The sequence below is a fragment of the Hydrotalea sp. genome (genome assembly GCF_049968455.1).
In the GTDB taxonomy this organism is placed as follows: domain Bacteria; phylum Bacteroidota; class Bacteroidia; order Chitinophagales; family Chitinophagaceae; genus Hydrotalea.
The window spans coordinates 134661-154062 of sequence record NZ_JBMFQT010000001.1; the positions used below are offsets into that span (position 1 = coordinate 134661).

Consider the following 19402-nt stretch of genomic DNA (forward strand, 5'->3'; position numbering starts at 1 on the left):
GGTATTCCGTAAAATTACAAAGGGTTTTTGGTTTCATTAATGTTAACGTTTAACCATTATTTCATGAGTGAAAAAATATATATATTCGATACTACTTTACGCGATGGAGAACAAGTGCCCGGTTGCAAATTAAATACTTCAGAAAAAATTGAACTGGCATTGGCTCTGGAAGATTTGGGTGTAGATATTATTGAAGCAGGTTTCCCCATTTCATCACCGGGCGATTTTCATTCCGTACAAGAAATTTCAAAAATTATTCAACACGCATCGGTATGTGGCCTTAGCAGAGCAGTAAAAAAAGATATTGAAGTTGCTGCCGAAGCCCTTAAATATGCCAAAAAACCAAGAATACATACCGGCATTGGCACTTCTGATTATCATATTAAAGGAAAATTCAACTCAACAAGAGAAGAAATTTTGGAAAGGGCCGTACAATGTGTGCAATGGGCTAAAAATTTTGTAGATGATGTTGAATTTTATGCAGAGGATGCAGGCAGAACCGACAACGAATATTTGGCACGTGTAGTTGAAGCGGTAATTAAAGCCGGTGCAACCGTGATTAACATTCCCGACACAACCGGTTATTGTTTGCCTTCACAATATGGGGCCAAAATTGCATTTTTAAAAAATAATGTTCCCAACATAGACAAAGCTATTCTTTCCTGTCATTGCCATAACGATCTAGGTTTAGCCACAGCTAATTCAATTGAGGGAATAATACATGGTGCAAGACAGATTGAATGTACAATGAACGGTTTAGGCGAACGAGCAGGCAACACTTCCTTGGAAGAAGTGGTGATGATTATTCAACAACACAAGCATTTAGGCTTTCATACCCATATTAAAACAACACAATTAAACCCCATGAGCCGTTTGGTTAGCGATACCATGCGGATGCCGGTTCAGCCCAACAAAGCTATTGTGGGTGCAAATGCCTTTTCACATTCATCTGGTATTCATCAAGATGGATTTTTGAAAAGTGCTATTACCTATGAAATTATTAACCCAAAAGATGTGGGTGCCGATACCTCAAAAATTGTGTTAACTGCACGCAGTGGCAGAAGTGCATTGGCTTATCGTTTAAAGAACTTAGGATATGAATGTACCAGAAACGATATTGATACTTTGTATGAAAAATTTCTACAAATAGCCGATCAAAAGAAAGAAGTATGTGATGACGATTTGCATGCAATGGCTAAACAACACCAACGGATTGAAGCATAATTTATGAATAACTTACCTGCAATACAAGTTACCCATTTGAACATACAACAATATGGCATTACCATTTTGCAGGATATAAGCTTCACAATTCAAATAGGCGAACACTTGTTCGTAACTGGAATGGCAGGCAGTGGAAAAACCACATTGGGTAAGGCTTTGGCCACTAGAATATTTTTTAAAGGGAAAATTGCATTTCCTGCATTTGAAAACGCTAATCAGTTACCCAGAATAGTTTATATTGAGGATACACACCAATGGAAAAACCTTACCAACCTTTCCGATTTTTATTATCAACAACGATACAATAGTTGTGATGCGTATGATAGTGAAACCATGGTACAACATTTAGCACATCACACACAACAGTTAAATAATAGTGACAAGGACACCGAAAATTATTATGAGCTGTGCCAAAAATTCAATTTGCTGCATCGTTTAGAAACTCCGCTTATCCAACTTTCCAATGGGGAACAAAAAAAATTACAAATTATTAAATGCTTAATGCATAACCCCGAAATTTTAATTGTTGATAATATTTTAACCGGGTTAGACAAAACAGCACAAAATACTTTATTACAACTTTTAGAAAAATATGCAACTAACGGAGTTACCATTGTGTATATAGGGAATGATAAAATTGTACCTAACTTTATAACACATGTACTAGAATTAAATGTAGAGAAAAAAAGTAGGTATTTTTCTAAAGAAATGTACTTGCCAAAAAGTGAAAATCAAATCTTACCTAACTTTAAAAAGCTTTTAATTGCTAATCAATTGCCAACAAGTGAAACGAGGGTAATTGAAATGCAGGATACAACTGTTATCTATGGCGATAAAAAAATTTTAGAAAACATTAATTGGAATGTACGTATAGGTGAAAAATGGTTAATAAAAGGACATAATGGTGCAGGTAAATCAACCTTACTCAGCTTAATCAACGGTGATAATCCACAAGCTTATGCTAACGCTATTAAAATTTTTGGAACAAAAAGAGGTGGTGGTGAAAGCATCTGGGATATAAAAAAACGAATTGGGTATATTTCCCCCGAATTACATAAATACTTCGACAAACAACTGACTGTTGAAAAAACCATTGCCTCCGGTTTTTTTGATACGATGGGTGTATATAAAATACTTAATGAAACACAACTACAAACACTTAACACTATCATACAGGAATTTCAATTACAGAGTGAAATACACAAACAATTAAAAACATTATCATTTGGCATGCAGCGTTGGGTGTTATTGGCAAGAACATTAATAAAAAATCCTCCCTTACTTATTTTCGATGAGCCTTGCCAAGGGTTAGATGTCACTTTCACAAAATTATTTTTAAATTCCATACAACAAATTGCCGCTCAACAACCTACTACTACGCTACTGTATGTAACGCATGTAGATGACGAAATTCCAAATTGTATAAACAAGGTATTAATCTTACAAAACGGGAAAGCAAAAATTGAGGAAGTAGAAAACATTCAAAATAAAGAAAATAAAAAAACTGTACGTACTACCCATTATTGTGTACAACATTAAAAACTTATAGTATGAAAAAAAATATTGCAGTAATACATGGCGATGGCATTGGACCCGAAGTAACCACACAGGCTATAAAAGTATTACATGCCATTGCGGAAAAATTTAATCATGAATGGCAATTTACTGATTGCTTAATGGGAGCAGTACCCATTGACAAAACAGGAAACCCATTACCAGATGAAACAATTGAAGTTTGTTTAAACAGTGATGCTATTTTATTTGGTGCTATAGGCGACCCAAAATATGACAATGATCCATCGGCTAAAGTTAGACCTGAACAAGGTTTATTGAAACTAAGAAAAGTATTACAACTTTACGCAAATGTACGACCGGTTACAACGTACCCGGCTTTACATCATTTATCTCCTTTAAAAGAAAAACAATTACAAAATGTTGATTTTATAATTTATCGAGAATTAACCGGCGGTATTTATTTTGGCAAAAAAGAACTTAGCAGCGATAAAACCCAAGCCATTGATGAATGTATTTATAATACCAATGAAATAGAAAGAATTGCTCATGCCGCTTTTAAAGCAGCCATGCAACGAAAAAAACAATTAACCTTGGTTGATAAAGCCAATGTACTAGAAACATCACGCTTATGGCGTTCCGTTGTGCAGAATGTAGCTCAAAATTACACTGATGTAAAAGTGAGTTATTTATTTGTAGATAATGCAGCCATGCAAATCATTCTTAATCCTGCTCAATTTGATGTAATACTTACGGAAAATATGTTTGGTGATATTTTAAGCGATGAAGCAAGTGTATTATCCGGTTCATTAGGCTTGTTGCCATCAGCATCATTTGGTATAAGTACTGCTTTATTTGAACCTATACATGGTTCGTATCCTCAAGCTGCAGGAAAAGATATTGCTAATCCACTGGGTGCCATTCTTTCCGCTGCTATGATGTTGGATTATTTTGGATTAACTACAGAAGCAGCTGTAGTAAGAGCAGGTGTAAACTGGACATTAACACACAAATTTGTTACAAAAGATATTGACCCCATTAATTTCTATTTCACTTCTACCATAGGTGAATTGATTTGTGATTTTATATCGGGCAATAACAATTTCGAAGATATTAATCATAAAAATATTGAGTTGAGAAAGTCAACCATTATTTAGCATATAAAAAAGTTCTTTGTTCATTCAAATACAACAGGTATATTTGTTCAACACAAAAAAATAAACGTGGCGAACAAATTACATAATGCAATTTTTAATAACAGCGCTGCAATAGTTGCTGTCATTATAATTGTCATTATTATGCCTGTCTTCAGAGGAGGGTAGTTTGTTTGTTTACAGCAATTATAAAACAATTCAACCCGCCTCAAAAAGGCGGGTTTTTTATTTCATATAAAACACAAAACCATGTATTATAACCAAAATACTTTCATTTATTTAAATGGCAGCTACGTAAAAGCTGCTAATGCAACTACCGATTTATATAGCCAAACATTACACTATGGTTATGGAGTTTTTGAGGGCATACGTGCTTACAAAACTGTATCCAACCAAACTAAAATTTTTAAAGCTGAGGCACATTTCGAAAGATTGCGTCAATCTGCTTTAGCATTGAATTTACCTTATACCTACACAGTTGAAGAATTAATAGAAGCCTCTTACAAAGTTCTAGCGCTGAATGATTTGCAAGATGCTTACATACGTCCATTGGTGTTTGCGCCGGCTAATATGAGTTTTGCCCAAAATACCATTTCACATATAGTTATTGAAGCATGGCATATGGAGCCTTTCTTAGGTAACAAAATGTTGCGAGTAGTTACTTCCTCCTTTGAACGTCCAAATCCAAAAGCATTTCACATTCATGCAAAAGCTACCGGACATTATGTTAATTCAATATTAGCCAGTCAGGAAGCAAAACAAAAAGGCTTTGATGAGGCCTTATTATTAGATATGCACGGTTACATTGCAGAAGCTCCTGGTGCCAATGTATTTTTCGAAAAAAATGGAACACTCTTTACCCCCGAATTAGGAAATATATTACCTGGTATAACACGTGCCACAATTTTAGATTTATGCAGTGAATTAAATATTCCTGTAAAAGAAACAAAACTAAAAGTAGAAGATGTGTACAATGCTGATGCAGCTTTTTTTTGTGGCACTGCTGCTGAAGTAATTGGTATTGAATCTTTAGACAATAAGCCATTTACAAAGCCTTGGGCTGAAACCATTAGTCGGCTTATTCAAACTTCTTATAAAAACTTAATTACCGAAAACCAAAAAACAATTTTAAACGAAGTATTAGGAACAGAATAACATTAATACAAAATAAATACTATGCAAAAAGAATTAAACAAATACAGCAAAACGCTTACTCAAGATGAAACACAACCGGCAGCACAAGCAATGTATTATGCACTAGGCTTTAATGAAGAAGATTTAAAAAAAGCGCAGGTAGGCATTGCCAGTATGGGATGGGATGGTAACCCTTGTAATATGCACTTGAATGATATGGCTACTGTGGTGAAGAAAAGTGTTGATAATACAGAAGGTTTATTGGGCTTACGTTTTTATACTATTGGTGTTAGTGATGGTATTAGCATGGGAACAGATGGCATGCGTTATTCATTAGTGAGTCGCGATTTAATTGCTGATAGCATAGAAACCAACGCAGCTGCACAATATTACGATGCATTAATTACTATACCCGGTTGCGATAAAAATATGCCTGGTTCCATTATGGCTATGAGCCGTTTAAACCGTCCAAGTTTAATGATTTATGGAGGTACCATTGCTGCAGGGCATTATAAGGGAGAAGATTTAAATATTGTTTCTGCTTTTGAAGCATTGGGCCAAAAAATTGCGGGAAAATTAAGTGAAGGCGATTTTAAAGGTATTATTCAGCATGCTTGCCCCGGAGCCGGTGCATGTGGTGGCATGTATACAGCTAATACCATGGCTTCAGCCATTGAAGCATTGGGCATGAGTTTGCCTTACTCATCTACTAATCCTGCTTTGAGTAATGACAAACAAAAAGAGTGTGAAGCAGCAGGAAAAGCTATTAAACTTTTAATGGAAAAAGACATTAAACCTCGCGACATTATGACTCGCGAAGCTTTTGAAAATGCTGTAACAATCGTAATGGCATTAGGTGGAAGCACCAACGCCGTATTGCATCTTATTGCCATGGCCAAAACCATTGGTGTGCCTTTTGGCATAAACGATTTTCAAAAAATAAGTGATAAAGTTCCTGTATTAGCTGATTTTAAACCCAGCGGAAAATATTTAATGGAAGATTTACATCAACATGGAGGTTTACCGGCTGTAATGAAATACTTACTGAAAAAAGGTTTTCTTCACGGTCAATGCCTAACCGTTACGGGTAAAACAGTAGCAGAAAATGCTGAGGAAGCTAGAGATTTAGATTTTGAAAAACAACAAGTAATTAAACCGGTTGAAACTCCTATTAAAGCAACCGGACACTTACAAATTTTATTTGGCAATTTGGCAAGTGAAGGGGCAGTAGCTAAAATTACCGGCAAAGAAGGTACTCATTTCAAAGGCCCTGCCCGTGTGTTTAATGGTGAACATGATTTTATTAAAGGCATTGAAAACAATGTAATTAAACCCGGCGATGTGGTCGTTATCCGATACATTGGCCCTAAAGGTGCACCAGGCATGCCCGAAATGCTTAAACCTACCAGTGCAATTGTAGGAGCAGGTTTAGGAAAAAGTGTGGCTTTAATTACTGATGGAAGATTTAGTGGTGGTACACATGGTTTTGTAGTAGGCCACATTACACCCGAAGCATTTACAGGTGGTGTATTAGCATTAGTAGAAAATGATGATATCATTGAAATTGATGCTATCAAAAACACCATTAATTTGTTGGTAGACGAAAAAACCATTGAAAGCAGAAAACAACAATGGAACCGCCCCGAACTAAAAGCCACAAAGGGGGTATTGTATAAATATATTCAATTGGTAAAATCAGCGTCTGAGGGCTGTGTTACCGATGAGCAAACCTTTTAATCACAATAAAATATTGAATAATGGATACTGTAATCACTGCACCTAATAAAACAGCTACATCAACTTCTAAACCAACTGTTTCCATCTCAGGATCTCAAGCGGTATTAGAAGCATTATTAGCTGAAAATGCAACTACCATTTTTGGTTATCCGGGAGGTGCAATTATGCCGATTTATGATGCTTTATACGATTATACCAACCAAATAAAGCATATTTTAGTCCGCCACGAACAAGGAGCAATTCATGCTGCACAAGGCTTTGCTCGCAGTTCGGGAAAAACCGGTATTGTATTCGCAACCAGTGGTCCCGGTGCTACCAACCTTGTTACAGGTTTAGCAGATGCAATGATAGATAGTACTCCGTTAGTGTGCATTACAGGTCAGGTTTTTGCACATTTATTAGGAACAGATGCATTTCAGGAAGTTGATGTAATCAACATTACAACACCGGTAACCAAATGGAATTATCAAATTACAGACGCAACTGAAATACCGCATGTTTTAGCGAAGGCATTTTTTATTGCCGGCACTGGAAGACCGGGCCCTGTTTTAATTGATATTACCAAAAATGCGCAATTACAAAAGTTTGAATACAGTGGTTACGAAAAATGTAATCACATAAGAAGCTACAGGCCCAAACCTATCATTAGAAAAAGTTATATAGAAGAAGCTGCGAAAGTGATTAATGAAGCCAAAAAACCATTCGTAATATTTGGCCAGGGAGTTATTTTAGGAAAGGCAGAACAGGAACTAAAAGCATTTATTGAAAAAGGAAATTTTCCCGCTGCATGGACTGTATTAGGTTTAAGCGCTTTACCAACAGATCATCCCTTAAACATGGGTATGTTAGGTATGCATGGTAACTATGGGCCAAATGTTTTAACCAATGAATGCGATGTATTAATTGCGGTAGGAATGCGCTTCGACGATCGTGTTACCGGACGTTTAGATAAATACGCCAAACAAGCTAAAGTTATTCATTTAGATATTGATCCTGCAGAAATTGATAAAAACGTTCAAACCACAGTTCCTGTTTGGGGCGATTGTAAGGAAACACTTCCCATGTTAACCCAACTCATTCAACCCAATAACCACACAGCATGGATTAATCGTTTTCGCGAATATGCACAGCAGGAATATGATGTAGTTATTCAAAACGAATTAAACCCTACATCACCAATTATGACAATGGGTGAAGTAATTAAAACCTTGAATGAATTGACCAACGGAGATGCCATTGTTGTAACTGATGTTGGACAACACCAAATGGTTGCCTGCCGCTATGCTAAATTCAATCAATCAAAAAGCAACATCACATCCGGCGGAGCAGGAACTATGGGATTTGGCTTACCGGCAGCAATAGGTGCAAAATTTGGTGCACCAACCAGAACCGTAGTAGCAATTATTGGCGACGGAGGATTTCAAATGACTTTACAGGAATTAGGTACCATCATGCAATTTAATGTTGATGTAAAAATTTTAATATTAAATAATGAGTTCTTGGGTATGGTACGTCAATGGCAACAGTTATTCCACGATAAAAGATATTCGTTTGTAGATATTACCAGCCCCAATTTTGTGCAACTTGCCAAAGCCTATCATATTGAAGCCAATAGTATTAAAGATAGAAACCAATTGAAAAATGCGTTACAAACCATGTTAAACCACAAAGGGAGTTATTTATTAGAAGTTATGGTAGGAAAAGAAAATAATGTATTCCCCATGGTTCCACAAGGCTGCAGCGTAGCTGAAATTAGATTACAGTAATTGCATTTTAAAAATACAAATATGAAAAAGGAATATACCATAACCGTTTATACCGAAAATCAAATTGGCTTATTGAATAGAATTGCCATCATTTTTTCGCGAAGAAAAATTAATATAGAAAGTTTAAATACCTCCCCCTCTGAATCGGAAGGCATTCATCGCTTTACGATTCTAATTAATGAAACAGAGGAAGTGGTAAGAAAACTCTGCAGGCAAATTGAAAAACAAGTTGAAGTTTTAAAAGCATATTACAATACCGAGGATGAAATTGTATGGCAAGAATTAGCCATGTATAAAGTATCAACGGATGCAATAGCTGAAAAAGTAAAAGTTGAAAGGCTACTTCGCGAATATGGTGCCCGTGCAGTTGTAATTAGAAAAGATTATACAGTTTTTGAAACATCAGGTCATCGAGAAGAAACCGACCGCTTAATAAAAGTGTTGGAGCCGCACGGATTAATTGAATTTGTTAGAAGTGCACGGGTAGCCATCATTAAATCGAGCAGTGGCTTCCACGAAAAATTAAAACAATTTGAGCAATTAGAACCTGGTGAAGAGGTAATTGAAAATGAATACCTGAGTAAACAGGCTGAAGTATTTTCTATGTAATATACCATTATACAAACAACCAACATTAAAAACTAAAAATTAGCAAAATGGCAAAACTGAATTTTGGCGGCGTTGAAGAAAATGTAGTAACCCGCGAAGAATTTCCTCTTTCAAAAGCACAGGATGTATTGAAAAATGAAATTGTGGCTGTAATAGGATATGGCGTTCAAGGTCCCGGACAGGCTTTGAATATGCGCGACAATGGCATTAACGTTATTGTAGGCCAACGCAAAAATTCGAAAACATGGGACAAAGCCATTGCCGATGGTTTTGTTCCCGGACATACTTTGTTTGAAATTGAGGAGGCGTTACAAAAAGGTACCATTATTTGTTATCTACTTAGCGATGCTGCACAAATTGCTTTATGGCCAACTGTAAAAAAACATTTAACACCCGGTAAAGCACTTTATTTTTCACATGGCTTTGGTATTACTTTTAATGATCAAACCGGCATTATTCCCCCAAATGACGTGGATGTATTTTTAGTTGCCCCAAAAGGTTCCGGAACTTCATTAAGAAGAATGTTTTTACAAGGCCGTGGTTTAAACAGTAGTTTTGCCTTATACCAAGATGCTACAGGAAAAGCTAAAGAAAGAGTAATTGCTTTAGGTATTGCCGTTGGTAGCGGTTATTTATTTGAAACTGATTTCAGAAAAGAAGTATACAGCGATTTAACCGGTGAAAGAGGCACATTAATGGGTGCTATACAGGGCATATTTGCTGCACAATACCAGGTATTGCGCGATAAAGGCCATTCACCAAGTGAAGCATTTAATGAAACTGTTGAAGAACTTACTCAAAGTTTAATGCCTTTAGTTGCAGAAAATGGCATGGATTGGATGTATGCCAACTGTTCAACTACAGCACAACGGGGAGCACTTGACTGGTGGAAAAAATTCAGAGATGCTACCGCACCTGTTTTCAAGGAATTATATGAAAGCGTTGCCAGTGGCAAAGAATCACAACGTTCAATTGATTCCAATAGTCAGCCCGATTACAGAGAAAAGTTAGAAAAAGAATTAAAAGAATTACGCGATAGCGAAATGTGGCAGGCCGGAAAAACTGTACGCAGCTTAAGGCCTGAAAATCAGTAATAAAATGTGTGTTAAGATGATGGTGTAGCATTACACCATCATCTTTAAAAAAATTGTGGCAATGCAGGTTCAGGAAAAAATAGAGGTATTCAATTTTCAAGAGGCTTACCAAAAACTAAAGCAGGTAGTAGTAAAAACACCACTACAATACAATGAAGTTTTATCAAAACAATACCATTGCAAAATATTTCTTAAACGCGAAGATTTACAAATCGTTCGTTCCTACAAAATTCGCGGCGCATTTAATTTATTAAACAGCATTCCTACAGAGCAATTACAAAAAGGCGTTGTATGTGCAAGCGCCGGCAACCACGCACAGGGCTTTGCGTATAGTTGTAAATACCTGGGTATTAAGGGCGTAATTTTTATGCCAATTATTACACCCAAACAAAAAATTAATCAAACTAAAATGTTTGGGGAAAATGCAATTGAAATTATTTTAACTGGTGATACTTTTGACGATTGTGCAGCAGCCGCACAAGAATATACATTACACCATGGAATGATCTTTATTCCCCCATTCGATGATTTTAAAATTATTGAAGGACAAGCAACAGTGGGAATGGAAATTTTGGAAGAATTGCACCTAATTGATTATTTGTTTTTACCCGTTGGGGGCGGCGGATTAGCCGCAGGTGTTGGCAGCTATTTCCAAAGGCAAACACCTCAAACAAAAATTATAGGTGTTGAACCCGAAGGGGCTCCATCTATGACAAAAGCTTTTGAATGCGGTTACCCGGTTGCCTTACCAACTATTGACCGATTTGTAGATGGTGCTGCCGTTAAAAAAGTGGGTAATCTTACCTACCCTATATGTAAATCAACACTTTCAAAACTATGCCTGGTTCCCGAGGGAAAAGTGTGTACTACAATTTTAAATTTATACAACCAAAACGCCATTGTTGCGGAACCCGCCGGCGCTTTAAGTATTGCGGCATTAGATGCGTTTGCAGACCAAATTAAAAACAAAACCGTTGTGTGCATTATTAGCGGAGGCAACAATGATATTGACCGAATGCCCGAAATAAAAGAAAGGGCTTTGCAATTTGAAGGTTTAAAACATTATTTCTTAATACAATTTGCACAACGTCCCGGTGCACTCAGAGAATTTTTAAACGATGTGCTGGGTAAAAACGATGACATTACCCGCTTTGAATACATGCAAAAAACCAATAAAGAAAAAGGTCCTGCATTAGTAGGAATTGAATTAAGCAATCGAAACGATTATACCGCACTTATTCAACGCATGCAACAACATCAAATAGATTTTACGGAAATTAATAAACAAAACACACTTTTTGGCTATCTTATCTAATTTTTTAAGCAAAAACTTAGATAATTTAAACAATTTTCCCAAAAAATTAAATATATTTGAACGATTACCGCCATTACATAAAATAATTCAAACAACAATGGTAAACTTTAACAACACAATGGCTGCAAACGAAGGTTTATACAACCCTGCTTTTGAACATGATGCTTGTGGTATTGGTTTCGTTGCCAATATTAAAGGCAATAAGTCGCATCAAAATGTATTAGATGCACTTACCATTTTAGAAAACATGGAGCATAGAGGAGCCTGCGGATGCGAAAACAATACGGGCGATGGTGCAGGTATTATGATTCAACTACCCCATGAATTTTTCTTTGAAGAATGTGTAAAACTTGGAGTACATCTGCCCAGTTTTGGAAAATACGGAGTTGGCATGATCTTCTTCCCAAAAGATATTCGATTAAAGGAAGAATGCCGCGATATATTTAACAGAGCTGCTGAAACACTCGGACTTGAAATTCTTGCCTATAGAAAAGTGCCTGTTAATCCTTCAAACATAGGCGCAACAGCTCTTTCAGTAGAACCTGAAATTGAACAAGTATTTATAGCATGCCCCGATCATATTAACCATGCCGATGCATTTGAAAGAAAATTATTTGTATTAAGAAACTATGCTACACATACAATTCAAAATACTGTAAAAAAAGATAATATTGGTTTTTACATTGCTTCACTTTCTTATAAAACAATTGTTTACAAGGGGCAATTAACCAGCATGCAGGTTCGCACTTATTTTCCCGATCTGCAAAATAAAAGAGTAGTAAGTGCATTTGGCTTGGTACACTCTCGCTTTGCTACCAACACATTTCCTTCATGGAAATTAGCACAACCATTCCGTTACATTGCACACAATGGCGAAATCAATACATTACAAGGCAACTTAAACTGGTTAAAAACCAGTGAGAAAGGATTCACTACACCTTATTTCACTAAAGAAGAAATGGAAATGCTTTTGCCCATTGTTTCTGAAAACCAGTCTGATTCTGCTTGTTTAGATAACATGATTGAATTGCTAACCTTATCAGGTCGATCACTTCCGCATGTAATGATGATGCTGATTCCGGAAGCTTGGGATGGTAATGAACAAATGGATCCGGTAAAAAAAGCGTTCTATGAGTTTCATGCAGCTTTTCAGGAACCTTGGGACGGGCCTGCTTCCATTTCATTTACCGATGGCAAAATAATTGGTGCCACTTTAGACAGAAATGGATTACGCCCATCACGTTACTGTGTAACAAAAGATGATAGAGTAATTATGGCTTCTGAAACCGGCGTATTGCCCGTTGATCCTGAGCTAATAATTGAAAAAGGTCGCCTACAACCCGGCAAAATGTTTGTGGTTGATATGGAACAAGGTAGAATTATTAGTGATGAAGAATTGAAGAAAGATATTTGTTCCAGAAAGCCTTATGCAGAATGGTTAAACAAATATAAAATTCGTTTGGAAGAATTACCTGAACCCAGGGTAACGTTTACCCATTTACATCACGATCAGGTATTTAAATATCATAAAGCGTTTGGCTACACCACAGAAGATTTAGAAACCATTATTGCCCCTATGGCATTAGATGGGAAAGAACCCATCGGTTCTATGGGTACTGATACACCATTGGCCATTTTAAGTAATCAACCACAGCATTTAAGCCATTATTTTAAACAATTGTTTGCGCAGGTTACTAATCCACCTATAGATCCTATTCGCGAAAAGATGGTGATGAGCCTTGCCACATTTGCAGGGAACAATGGAAACATATTGGTAGAAGATCCGCTTGATTGCCATAGTGTAGCACTGAAGCATCCAATTCTAAACAACCACGAATTAGAAAAAATTAGAAGTATTGATACCGGAATTTTTCAAGCAAAGACACTTCAAACCTATTTCCGTGCTGATGGACAACCCGGTTCATTACAAAAAGGTATTGACCGACTTTGTCGTTATGCAGTTGATGCTGTTGAAGATGGCTTTGAAGTACTCATTCTCTCCGATCGCGCAATTGATAGTGAACATGCACCTATTCCAACTTTATTAGCAACTGCTGCTGTACATCACCATTTAATTAGAAAAGGATATCGTGGGCAAGTAGGTATTATTGTTGAGGCAGGCGATGTTTGGGAAGTACACCATTTTGCCTGTTTAATTGGTTTTGGTGCAACTGCAATTAACCCATATTTAGCGTTGTCAACCATTCGTGATATGAAGATGGATGGACAATTAAAAACAGAACAAGATGCTGATCAGTTGAAGAAAAATTATATTAAAGCAGTTTGTGATGGATTATTGAAAGTGTTTTCCAAAATGGGTATTTCAACCTTACAATCCTACCAGGGTGCGCAAATTTTTGAAATTGTGGGATTGAATCAATCCGTAGTTGATAAATATTTTACCGGTGCCACTTCCCGTATTCAAGGAATGGGGTTAGATGAAATTGCTCGTGAAGCTTTGGCAAAACACCAATTAGCTTTCAGTAAAAAAGAAGCACCTGTTCAGCGGTTAGCAGTTGGTGGGTTATATCAATGGAAAAGAAAAGGAGAAGAACATTTGTTCAATCCTCAAACCATTCATTTATTGCAATATGCTACACGAATGAATGATTATAATACCTACAAAAAGTACGCAAAGCTTATTAATGAGCAGGGCGCAAAAGCATGCACTATTCGCAGTTTATTAGATTTTAAAAGAACAAGACAACCCATATCCATTGACGAAGTAGAACCTGCAGAAAACATTTACAAACGCTTTGCTACAGGTGCAATGAGTTTCGGGTCTATTTCGCATGAAGCACATAGTACATTGGCTATTGCCATGAATCGTCTTGGTGCAAAAAGCAATACCGGCGAAGGTGGCGAGGACGAAATAAGATATACTCCTTTACCCAATGGCGATAGTATGCGCAGCGCTATTAAACAAGTTGCCTCTGCACGCTTTGGTGTAACCAGTTTATATTTAACCGAAGCCGATGAATTGCAAATTAAAATGGCACAAGGTGCAAAGCCGGGTGAAGGTGGACAATTGCCCGGACATAAAGTTGATGAATGGATTGGGAAAGTACGGCACGCAACACCTGGTGTGGGATTAATTTCACCCCCGCCCCATCACGATATTTATTCGATTGAAGATTTAGCACAATTAATATATGATTTAAAGAACGCCAATCGCAAAGCACGCATTAGTGTTAAATTGGTTGCGAAGGCAGGCGTAGGAACCATTGCTGCCGGTGTTGCAAAAGCTAAAGCAGATGTAATTCTTATTTCCGGGTATGATGGCGGTACTGGCGCCTCACCCATTAGCTCCATTAAACATGCAGGTTTACCATGGGAATTGGGATTAGCAGAAGCGCACCAAACCTTAGTAAAAAATAAATTACGCAGCAGAGTGGTTTTACAAGCTGATGGCCAAATGAAAACCGGCAGAGACATTGCTATTGCAACTTTAATGGGTGCTGAAGAATGGGGCGCAGCAACTGCAGCATTAGTTGTAGAAGGTTGTATTATGATGCGTAAATGCCACCTCAATACATGTCCGGTAGGTATTGCTACACAAGATGAAGTACTTAGAAAACAATTTACCGGCAATCCCGACCACGTTATTCATTTCTTCCAATTTATTGTACAGGAATTGCGTGAAATTATGGCCGAATTGGGCTTTAGAACCATAAACGAAATGGTAGGACAGGTTGATAATCTTACAGTTCGTGATAATATTCATCATTGGAAATATCAACACCTCGATCTTTCACCAATTTTATATAAGCAACCTGCTTCACCATATGTTAGTTTATACCAGCAGGAAACACAAGATCATGGATTAGACAATGTACTTGATTGGCAATTATTGGAAAAAGCAAAACCGGCTTTAGAAGAAGCAAAAAAAGTACAAGCACAATTCAATATTAAAAACACAGACAGAACTGTTGGCGCTATTCTTTCAAATGAAATTACGAAACGATATCGTTCAAAAGGACTTCCTGAAAATACTATACATTTTAAATTTTTGGGAACTGCCGGACAAAGTTTTGGCGCTTTCAACACAAATGGCATTACGTTAGAATTGGAAGGCGATGCCAATGATTATTTTGGAAAGGGTTTAAGCGGTGCTAAACTGATAGTTTATCCGCCCAAACAAGCTTCATTTGTGCCGGAAAATAATATCATAATCGGCAATGTAGCCCTGTATGGTGCTACTTCAGGGGAAGCATTTATTAGAGGAAAAGCAGGGGAACGTTTTGCCGTTAGAAATTCCGGCGCTATTGCGGTTACAGAAGGTGTTGGCGATCATGGATGTGAATATATGACCGGTGGTAAAGTGGTAGTATTAGGTAATACAGGTCGAAACTTTGCTGCAGGCATGAGTGGCGGAACTGCCTATGTGTACGATGTCAACAATAATTTCAAAACCAATTGCAACACTGAAATGGTTGATTTAGATCCATTAGATGAACAGGACAGCCGTGAATTATTTCAACTCATTCAGCAACACCATCAATATACCGGAAGTACTGTTGCCAAGTTTGTTTTAGATGATTTTGAAAATCAATTAAAAAACTTTATTAAAGTGTTCCCACGAGATTATAAAAAAGTGTTACAAGAAAAAAACAAAGCAACCGTCACACAAAAAAAATAATTCAACTTATTGCATCAACTAACATTATTTAAAAAATTTCATTATGGGAAAAACAACAGGATTCTTGGAATTTGAAAGAGAATTACCCCAAAAAAGACCGGTTAAAGAACGTATTAACGACTATAAAGAATTTGTACTTCCTTTCACAGCAGAACAATTAAATCAACAATCTGCACGATGCATGAATTGCGGTGTTCCTTTTTGCCACAATGGTTGTCCGTTGGGAAATGTAATTCCTGAATTTAATGATGCAGTATATAACGCCAATTGGCAGGAAGCTTATGAAATATTAATTTCAACCAATAATTTTCCGGAATTTACCGGACGCATTTGCCCTGCCCCTTGTGAAAGTGCTTGCGTATTAGGCATTAATCGCCCCGCAGTTACCATTGAAGAAATTGAAAAACACATTATTGAAATTGCATTTGAAAAAGGATTTGTACAACCTAGAAAACCCAATGTAAGTACCGGGAAAAAAGTAGCCATTATAGGTTCAGGACCTGCCGGATTAGCGGCGGCTGCTCAACTAAATTATGCAGGCCATAGTGTTACTGTATTTGAACGCGATGATGCACCCGGTGGTTTATTAAGATATGGTATACCCGATTTTAAATTGGAAAAATCGGTATTGGATAGAAGAATTCAATTAATGGAGCAAGAAGGTATTGTATTTAAGTGCAACACCAATGTGGGTGTAAATGTGAGTATTAACGATTTACTGCGAGAATTTAATGCCATAGTGTTGGCCGGTGGTTCTACTACACCAAGAGATTTACCTATACCTGGCAGAGAACTAGAGGGAGTTTATTTTGCCATGCAGTTTTTAAAACAAAACAATAAAAGAGTAGCCAGTAAACCAACTACAACATCTACGGGTAATACCATAGAAAGCAATATGCTTACTTATGAAGTAATGGCCACTAACAAAAATGTAATTGTAATTGGCGGAGGTGATACAGGTAGCGATTGCGTAGGCACTTCCAATCGCCATAAGGCTAAATCAGTAACCCAGTTTGAATTATTACCCAAACCACCTGAAAGTCGTACAGCATTCATGCCCTGGCCTACCTACCCCATTCTATTAAAAACAACTACTTCACATGAAGAAGGGGCCAATCGCCATTGGGCCATTGTTACCAAATCATTCTTAGGTGATGAAAATGGGAAATTAAAAGCCGTAAAAGTAGTTGATGTTGAATGGACGGTTAGTAATGATGGCAAGCCAACTCGGTTTGTAGAAATACAGGGTACAGAAAGAGATTTGCCTTGTGAGTTAGCTTTATTAGCCATGGGTTTTGTGCATCCTGAACATTCCGGTTTATTGGAGGAATTAGATGTAGAATTAGATGAAAGAGGCAATGTAAAAGCTTCTGAAAAAAATTACCAAACTAATATTACTAAAATATTTACAGCCGGTGATATGCGTCGCGGACAATCATTAGTAGTATGGGCAATTAGTGAAGGCAGAGAATGTGCCCGTAAAGTGGATGAATTTTTAATGGGACAGTCAGTTTTAGAAACAAAAGATGCATCTCTTTGGGAAATTGCATAAATTAATTATTTTTTAATACTTTTTTTAGCCGCTAAAATGAGCGGCTTTTTTATTTATCAAACAATATTCAATGAAAATCAATAACTTAACAAAAGAATGTTTTTTTTATAATCATATTATATATATTTACATTTGATAATTTATTTTATTTTTATAATTTTTTTGTTATTTTAGCAAAAAAAAATAAATATATTTATTTTTATAACATAAAATAAGCATCATGGTAAACAAACTGTCATTTAAAACAATTGCCCCTTTTACCTTATTAGCCCTTGTAGCAATTGCAGCATTATTCGTTCCAACTATCCCCGATTTTGCAGACACAAAAGGACAATATAACACCGCAGATATTGCTTGGATTTTGGTTGCAACTGCATTGGTATTTTTAATGACACCAGGTTTGGCTTTTTTTTATGGCGGCATGGTACATCGCAAAAACGTGCTTTCAACTATGATTAAAAGTGTGGTTGCAGCCGGTATTGTTAGTATTTTATGGATTGTAGTGGGCTACAGCTTGGCTTTTGGACCCTCAATAGGGGGCTTTATAGGTAATCCTTCTACCCACTTTTTCTTTAAAAATGTTGCTTCCGGCGCTCCATGGACGGGTGCTCCAACAATTCCTCTTACCTTATTCGCCCTATTTCAATTAATGTTTGCCATCATTACTCCCGGATTGGTAGTAGGGGCCGTTGCTGAACGCATTCGGTTTACAGCTTATATTTTATTTATTGCTTTATTTAGTTTATTGGTTTATGCACCAATTGCTCATTGGACATGGCATCCTGATGGATTTTTAGCTAAAATGGGCGTATTAGATTTTGCCGGTGGAACGGTTGTACACATATCAGCCGGTTGTGCAGCTTTATCAGGTGCTTTGGTTTTAAAACGTAGAAAAGTTCATATTGAACAACGTGAAATTCCACCAGCTAATATTCCCTACGTATTAATTGGCACCGGTTTATTGTGGTTTGGCTGGTTTGGTTTTAATGCAGGCTCTGCATTAGCAGCCAACTCATTAGCCGTATCAGCATTTGCAACCACCAGTATTGCAGCCGCCGCTGCAGGTTGTTCCTGGATGTTTTTTGATGCAATGAAAGGTAAAAAACCTTCTGTTTTAGGATTTTGTATTGGGGCTGTTGTGGGTTTAGTAGCCATTACACCCGCTTCGGGATTTATTGGTATTCCTCAAAGCATATTTGTGGGTGTAATTGCTGCAGTTATTTCGAATATTGCTGTTTACTATAAATCAAAGTCGAAATTAGATGATACACTGGATGTATTTCCTTGTCATGGTTTAGGGGGTATTGTAGGCATGTTGTTAACCGGATTATTAGCTACCAAAGCAGTAAATGCTGCAGGTAATAATGGATGGTTTTATGGCAATGCGGCTTTATTCTTTATCCAAATGAAAGCCATGCTAATAGTTGTAGCCTATAGCTTCATCATGTCATTTGCTATTTTTAAATTCATCAACTTCATTTTACCGCTGAGAGTTAGTTTGGCAGAAGAAGAAGTGGGATTGGACAAATCACAACACGATGAAAAATACGTACAAGGAACATTAATTGTAGAAAAAATTGAAGAAACAGAACCGGGATTAATCACTCAAAAAGAAATTATCATGCATGCATCATAACACAAAAAAGGTACAGCAGGTAACAAACTT

At 36.9% G+C, this 19402-nt stretch carries 12 protein-coding genes; all 12 read left to right on the plus strand.

Translation table 11 applies throughout. From position 1 onward, the window contains the following. Positions 1-63 precede the first annotated feature (63 nt). The gene (locus tag ACP5P5_RS00620) at positions 64-1224 is read left to right on the plus strand and encodes a 2-isopropylmalate synthase (RefSeq protein WP_428284187.1); all 1161 of its coding nucleotides are present in this window, start codon (positions 64-66) and stop codon (positions 1222-1224) included. A gap of 3 nt (positions 1225-1227) precedes the next feature. Further along, positions 1228-2763: an ATP-binding cassette domain-containing protein gene (locus ACP5P5_RS00625; protein ID WP_428284188.1), complete on the plus strand. Its 1536-nt coding sequence runs from the start codon at positions 1228-1230 to the stop codon at positions 2761-2763. 11 nt (positions 2764-2774) lie between these two features. Continuing rightward, positions 2775-3893, plus strand: coding sequence for a 3-isopropylmalate dehydrogenase (gene leuB / locus ACP5P5_RS00630; RefSeq protein WP_428284189.1), 1119 nt, complete (start codon positions 2775-2777; stop codon positions 3891-3893). A 246-nt stretch (positions 3894-4139) separates the two neighbouring features. Then, a complete protein-coding gene (locus tag ACP5P5_RS00635; RefSeq protein WP_428284190.1) occupies positions 4140-5045 on the plus strand; it encodes a branched-chain amino acid transaminase in 906 nt (301 codons plus the stop codon). A 21-nt stretch (positions 5046-5066) separates the two neighbouring features. After that, on the plus strand, positions 5067-6761 hold the full coding sequence (gene ilvD, locus ACP5P5_RS00640) for a dihydroxy-acid dehydratase (RefSeq protein WP_428284191.1): 1695 nt from the start codon (positions 5067-5069) through the stop codon (positions 6759-6761). A 20-nt stretch (positions 6762-6781) separates the two neighbouring features. Next, positions 6782-8527 (plus strand): biosynthetic-type acetolactate synthase large subunit, encoded by a 1746-nt coding sequence (ilvB, locus tag ACP5P5_RS00645; protein ID WP_428284192.1) that lies wholly within the window; start codon positions 6782-6784, stop codon positions 8525-8527. A 21-nt stretch (positions 8528-8548) separates the two neighbouring features. Continuing rightward, positions 8549-9136 carry an acetolactate synthase small subunit gene (gene ilvN, locus ACP5P5_RS00650; protein WP_428284193.1) on the plus strand — a complete coding sequence of 196 codons (588 nt, stop codon included), beginning with the start codon at positions 8549-8551 and terminating at the stop codon, positions 9134-9136. A 47-nt stretch (positions 9137-9183) separates the two neighbouring features. Next, positions 9184-10230, plus strand: a complete 1047-nt coding sequence (gene ilvC, locus ACP5P5_RS00655; RefSeq protein WP_428284194.1) for a ketol-acid reductoisomerase — start codon at positions 9184-9186, stop codon at positions 10228-10230. Between the two features lie 61 nt (positions 10231-10291). Continuing rightward, positions 10292-11545, plus strand: a complete 1254-nt coding sequence (ilvA, locus tag ACP5P5_RS00660; RefSeq protein WP_428284195.1) for a threonine ammonia-lyase IlvA — start codon at positions 10292-10294, stop codon at positions 11543-11545. A 118-nt stretch (positions 11546-11663) separates the two neighbouring features. Then, complete coding sequence (gltB, locus tag ACP5P5_RS00665; RefSeq protein WP_428284196.1) at positions 11664-16184, plus strand: glutamate synthase large subunit; 4521 nt, start codon at positions 11664-11666, stop codon at positions 16182-16184. A gap of 43 nt (positions 16185-16227) precedes the next feature. Continuing rightward, positions 16228-17736, plus strand: a complete 1509-nt coding sequence (locus ACP5P5_RS00670) for a glutamate synthase subunit beta (protein WP_428284197.1) — start codon at positions 16228-16230, stop codon at positions 17734-17736. 220 nt (positions 17737-17956) lie between these two features. Continuing rightward, positions 17957-19372 (plus strand): ammonium transporter, encoded by a 1416-nt coding sequence (locus ACP5P5_RS00675; RefSeq protein WP_428284198.1) that lies wholly within the window; start codon positions 17957-17959, stop codon positions 19370-19372. Positions 19373-19402: the final 30 nt, after the last annotated feature.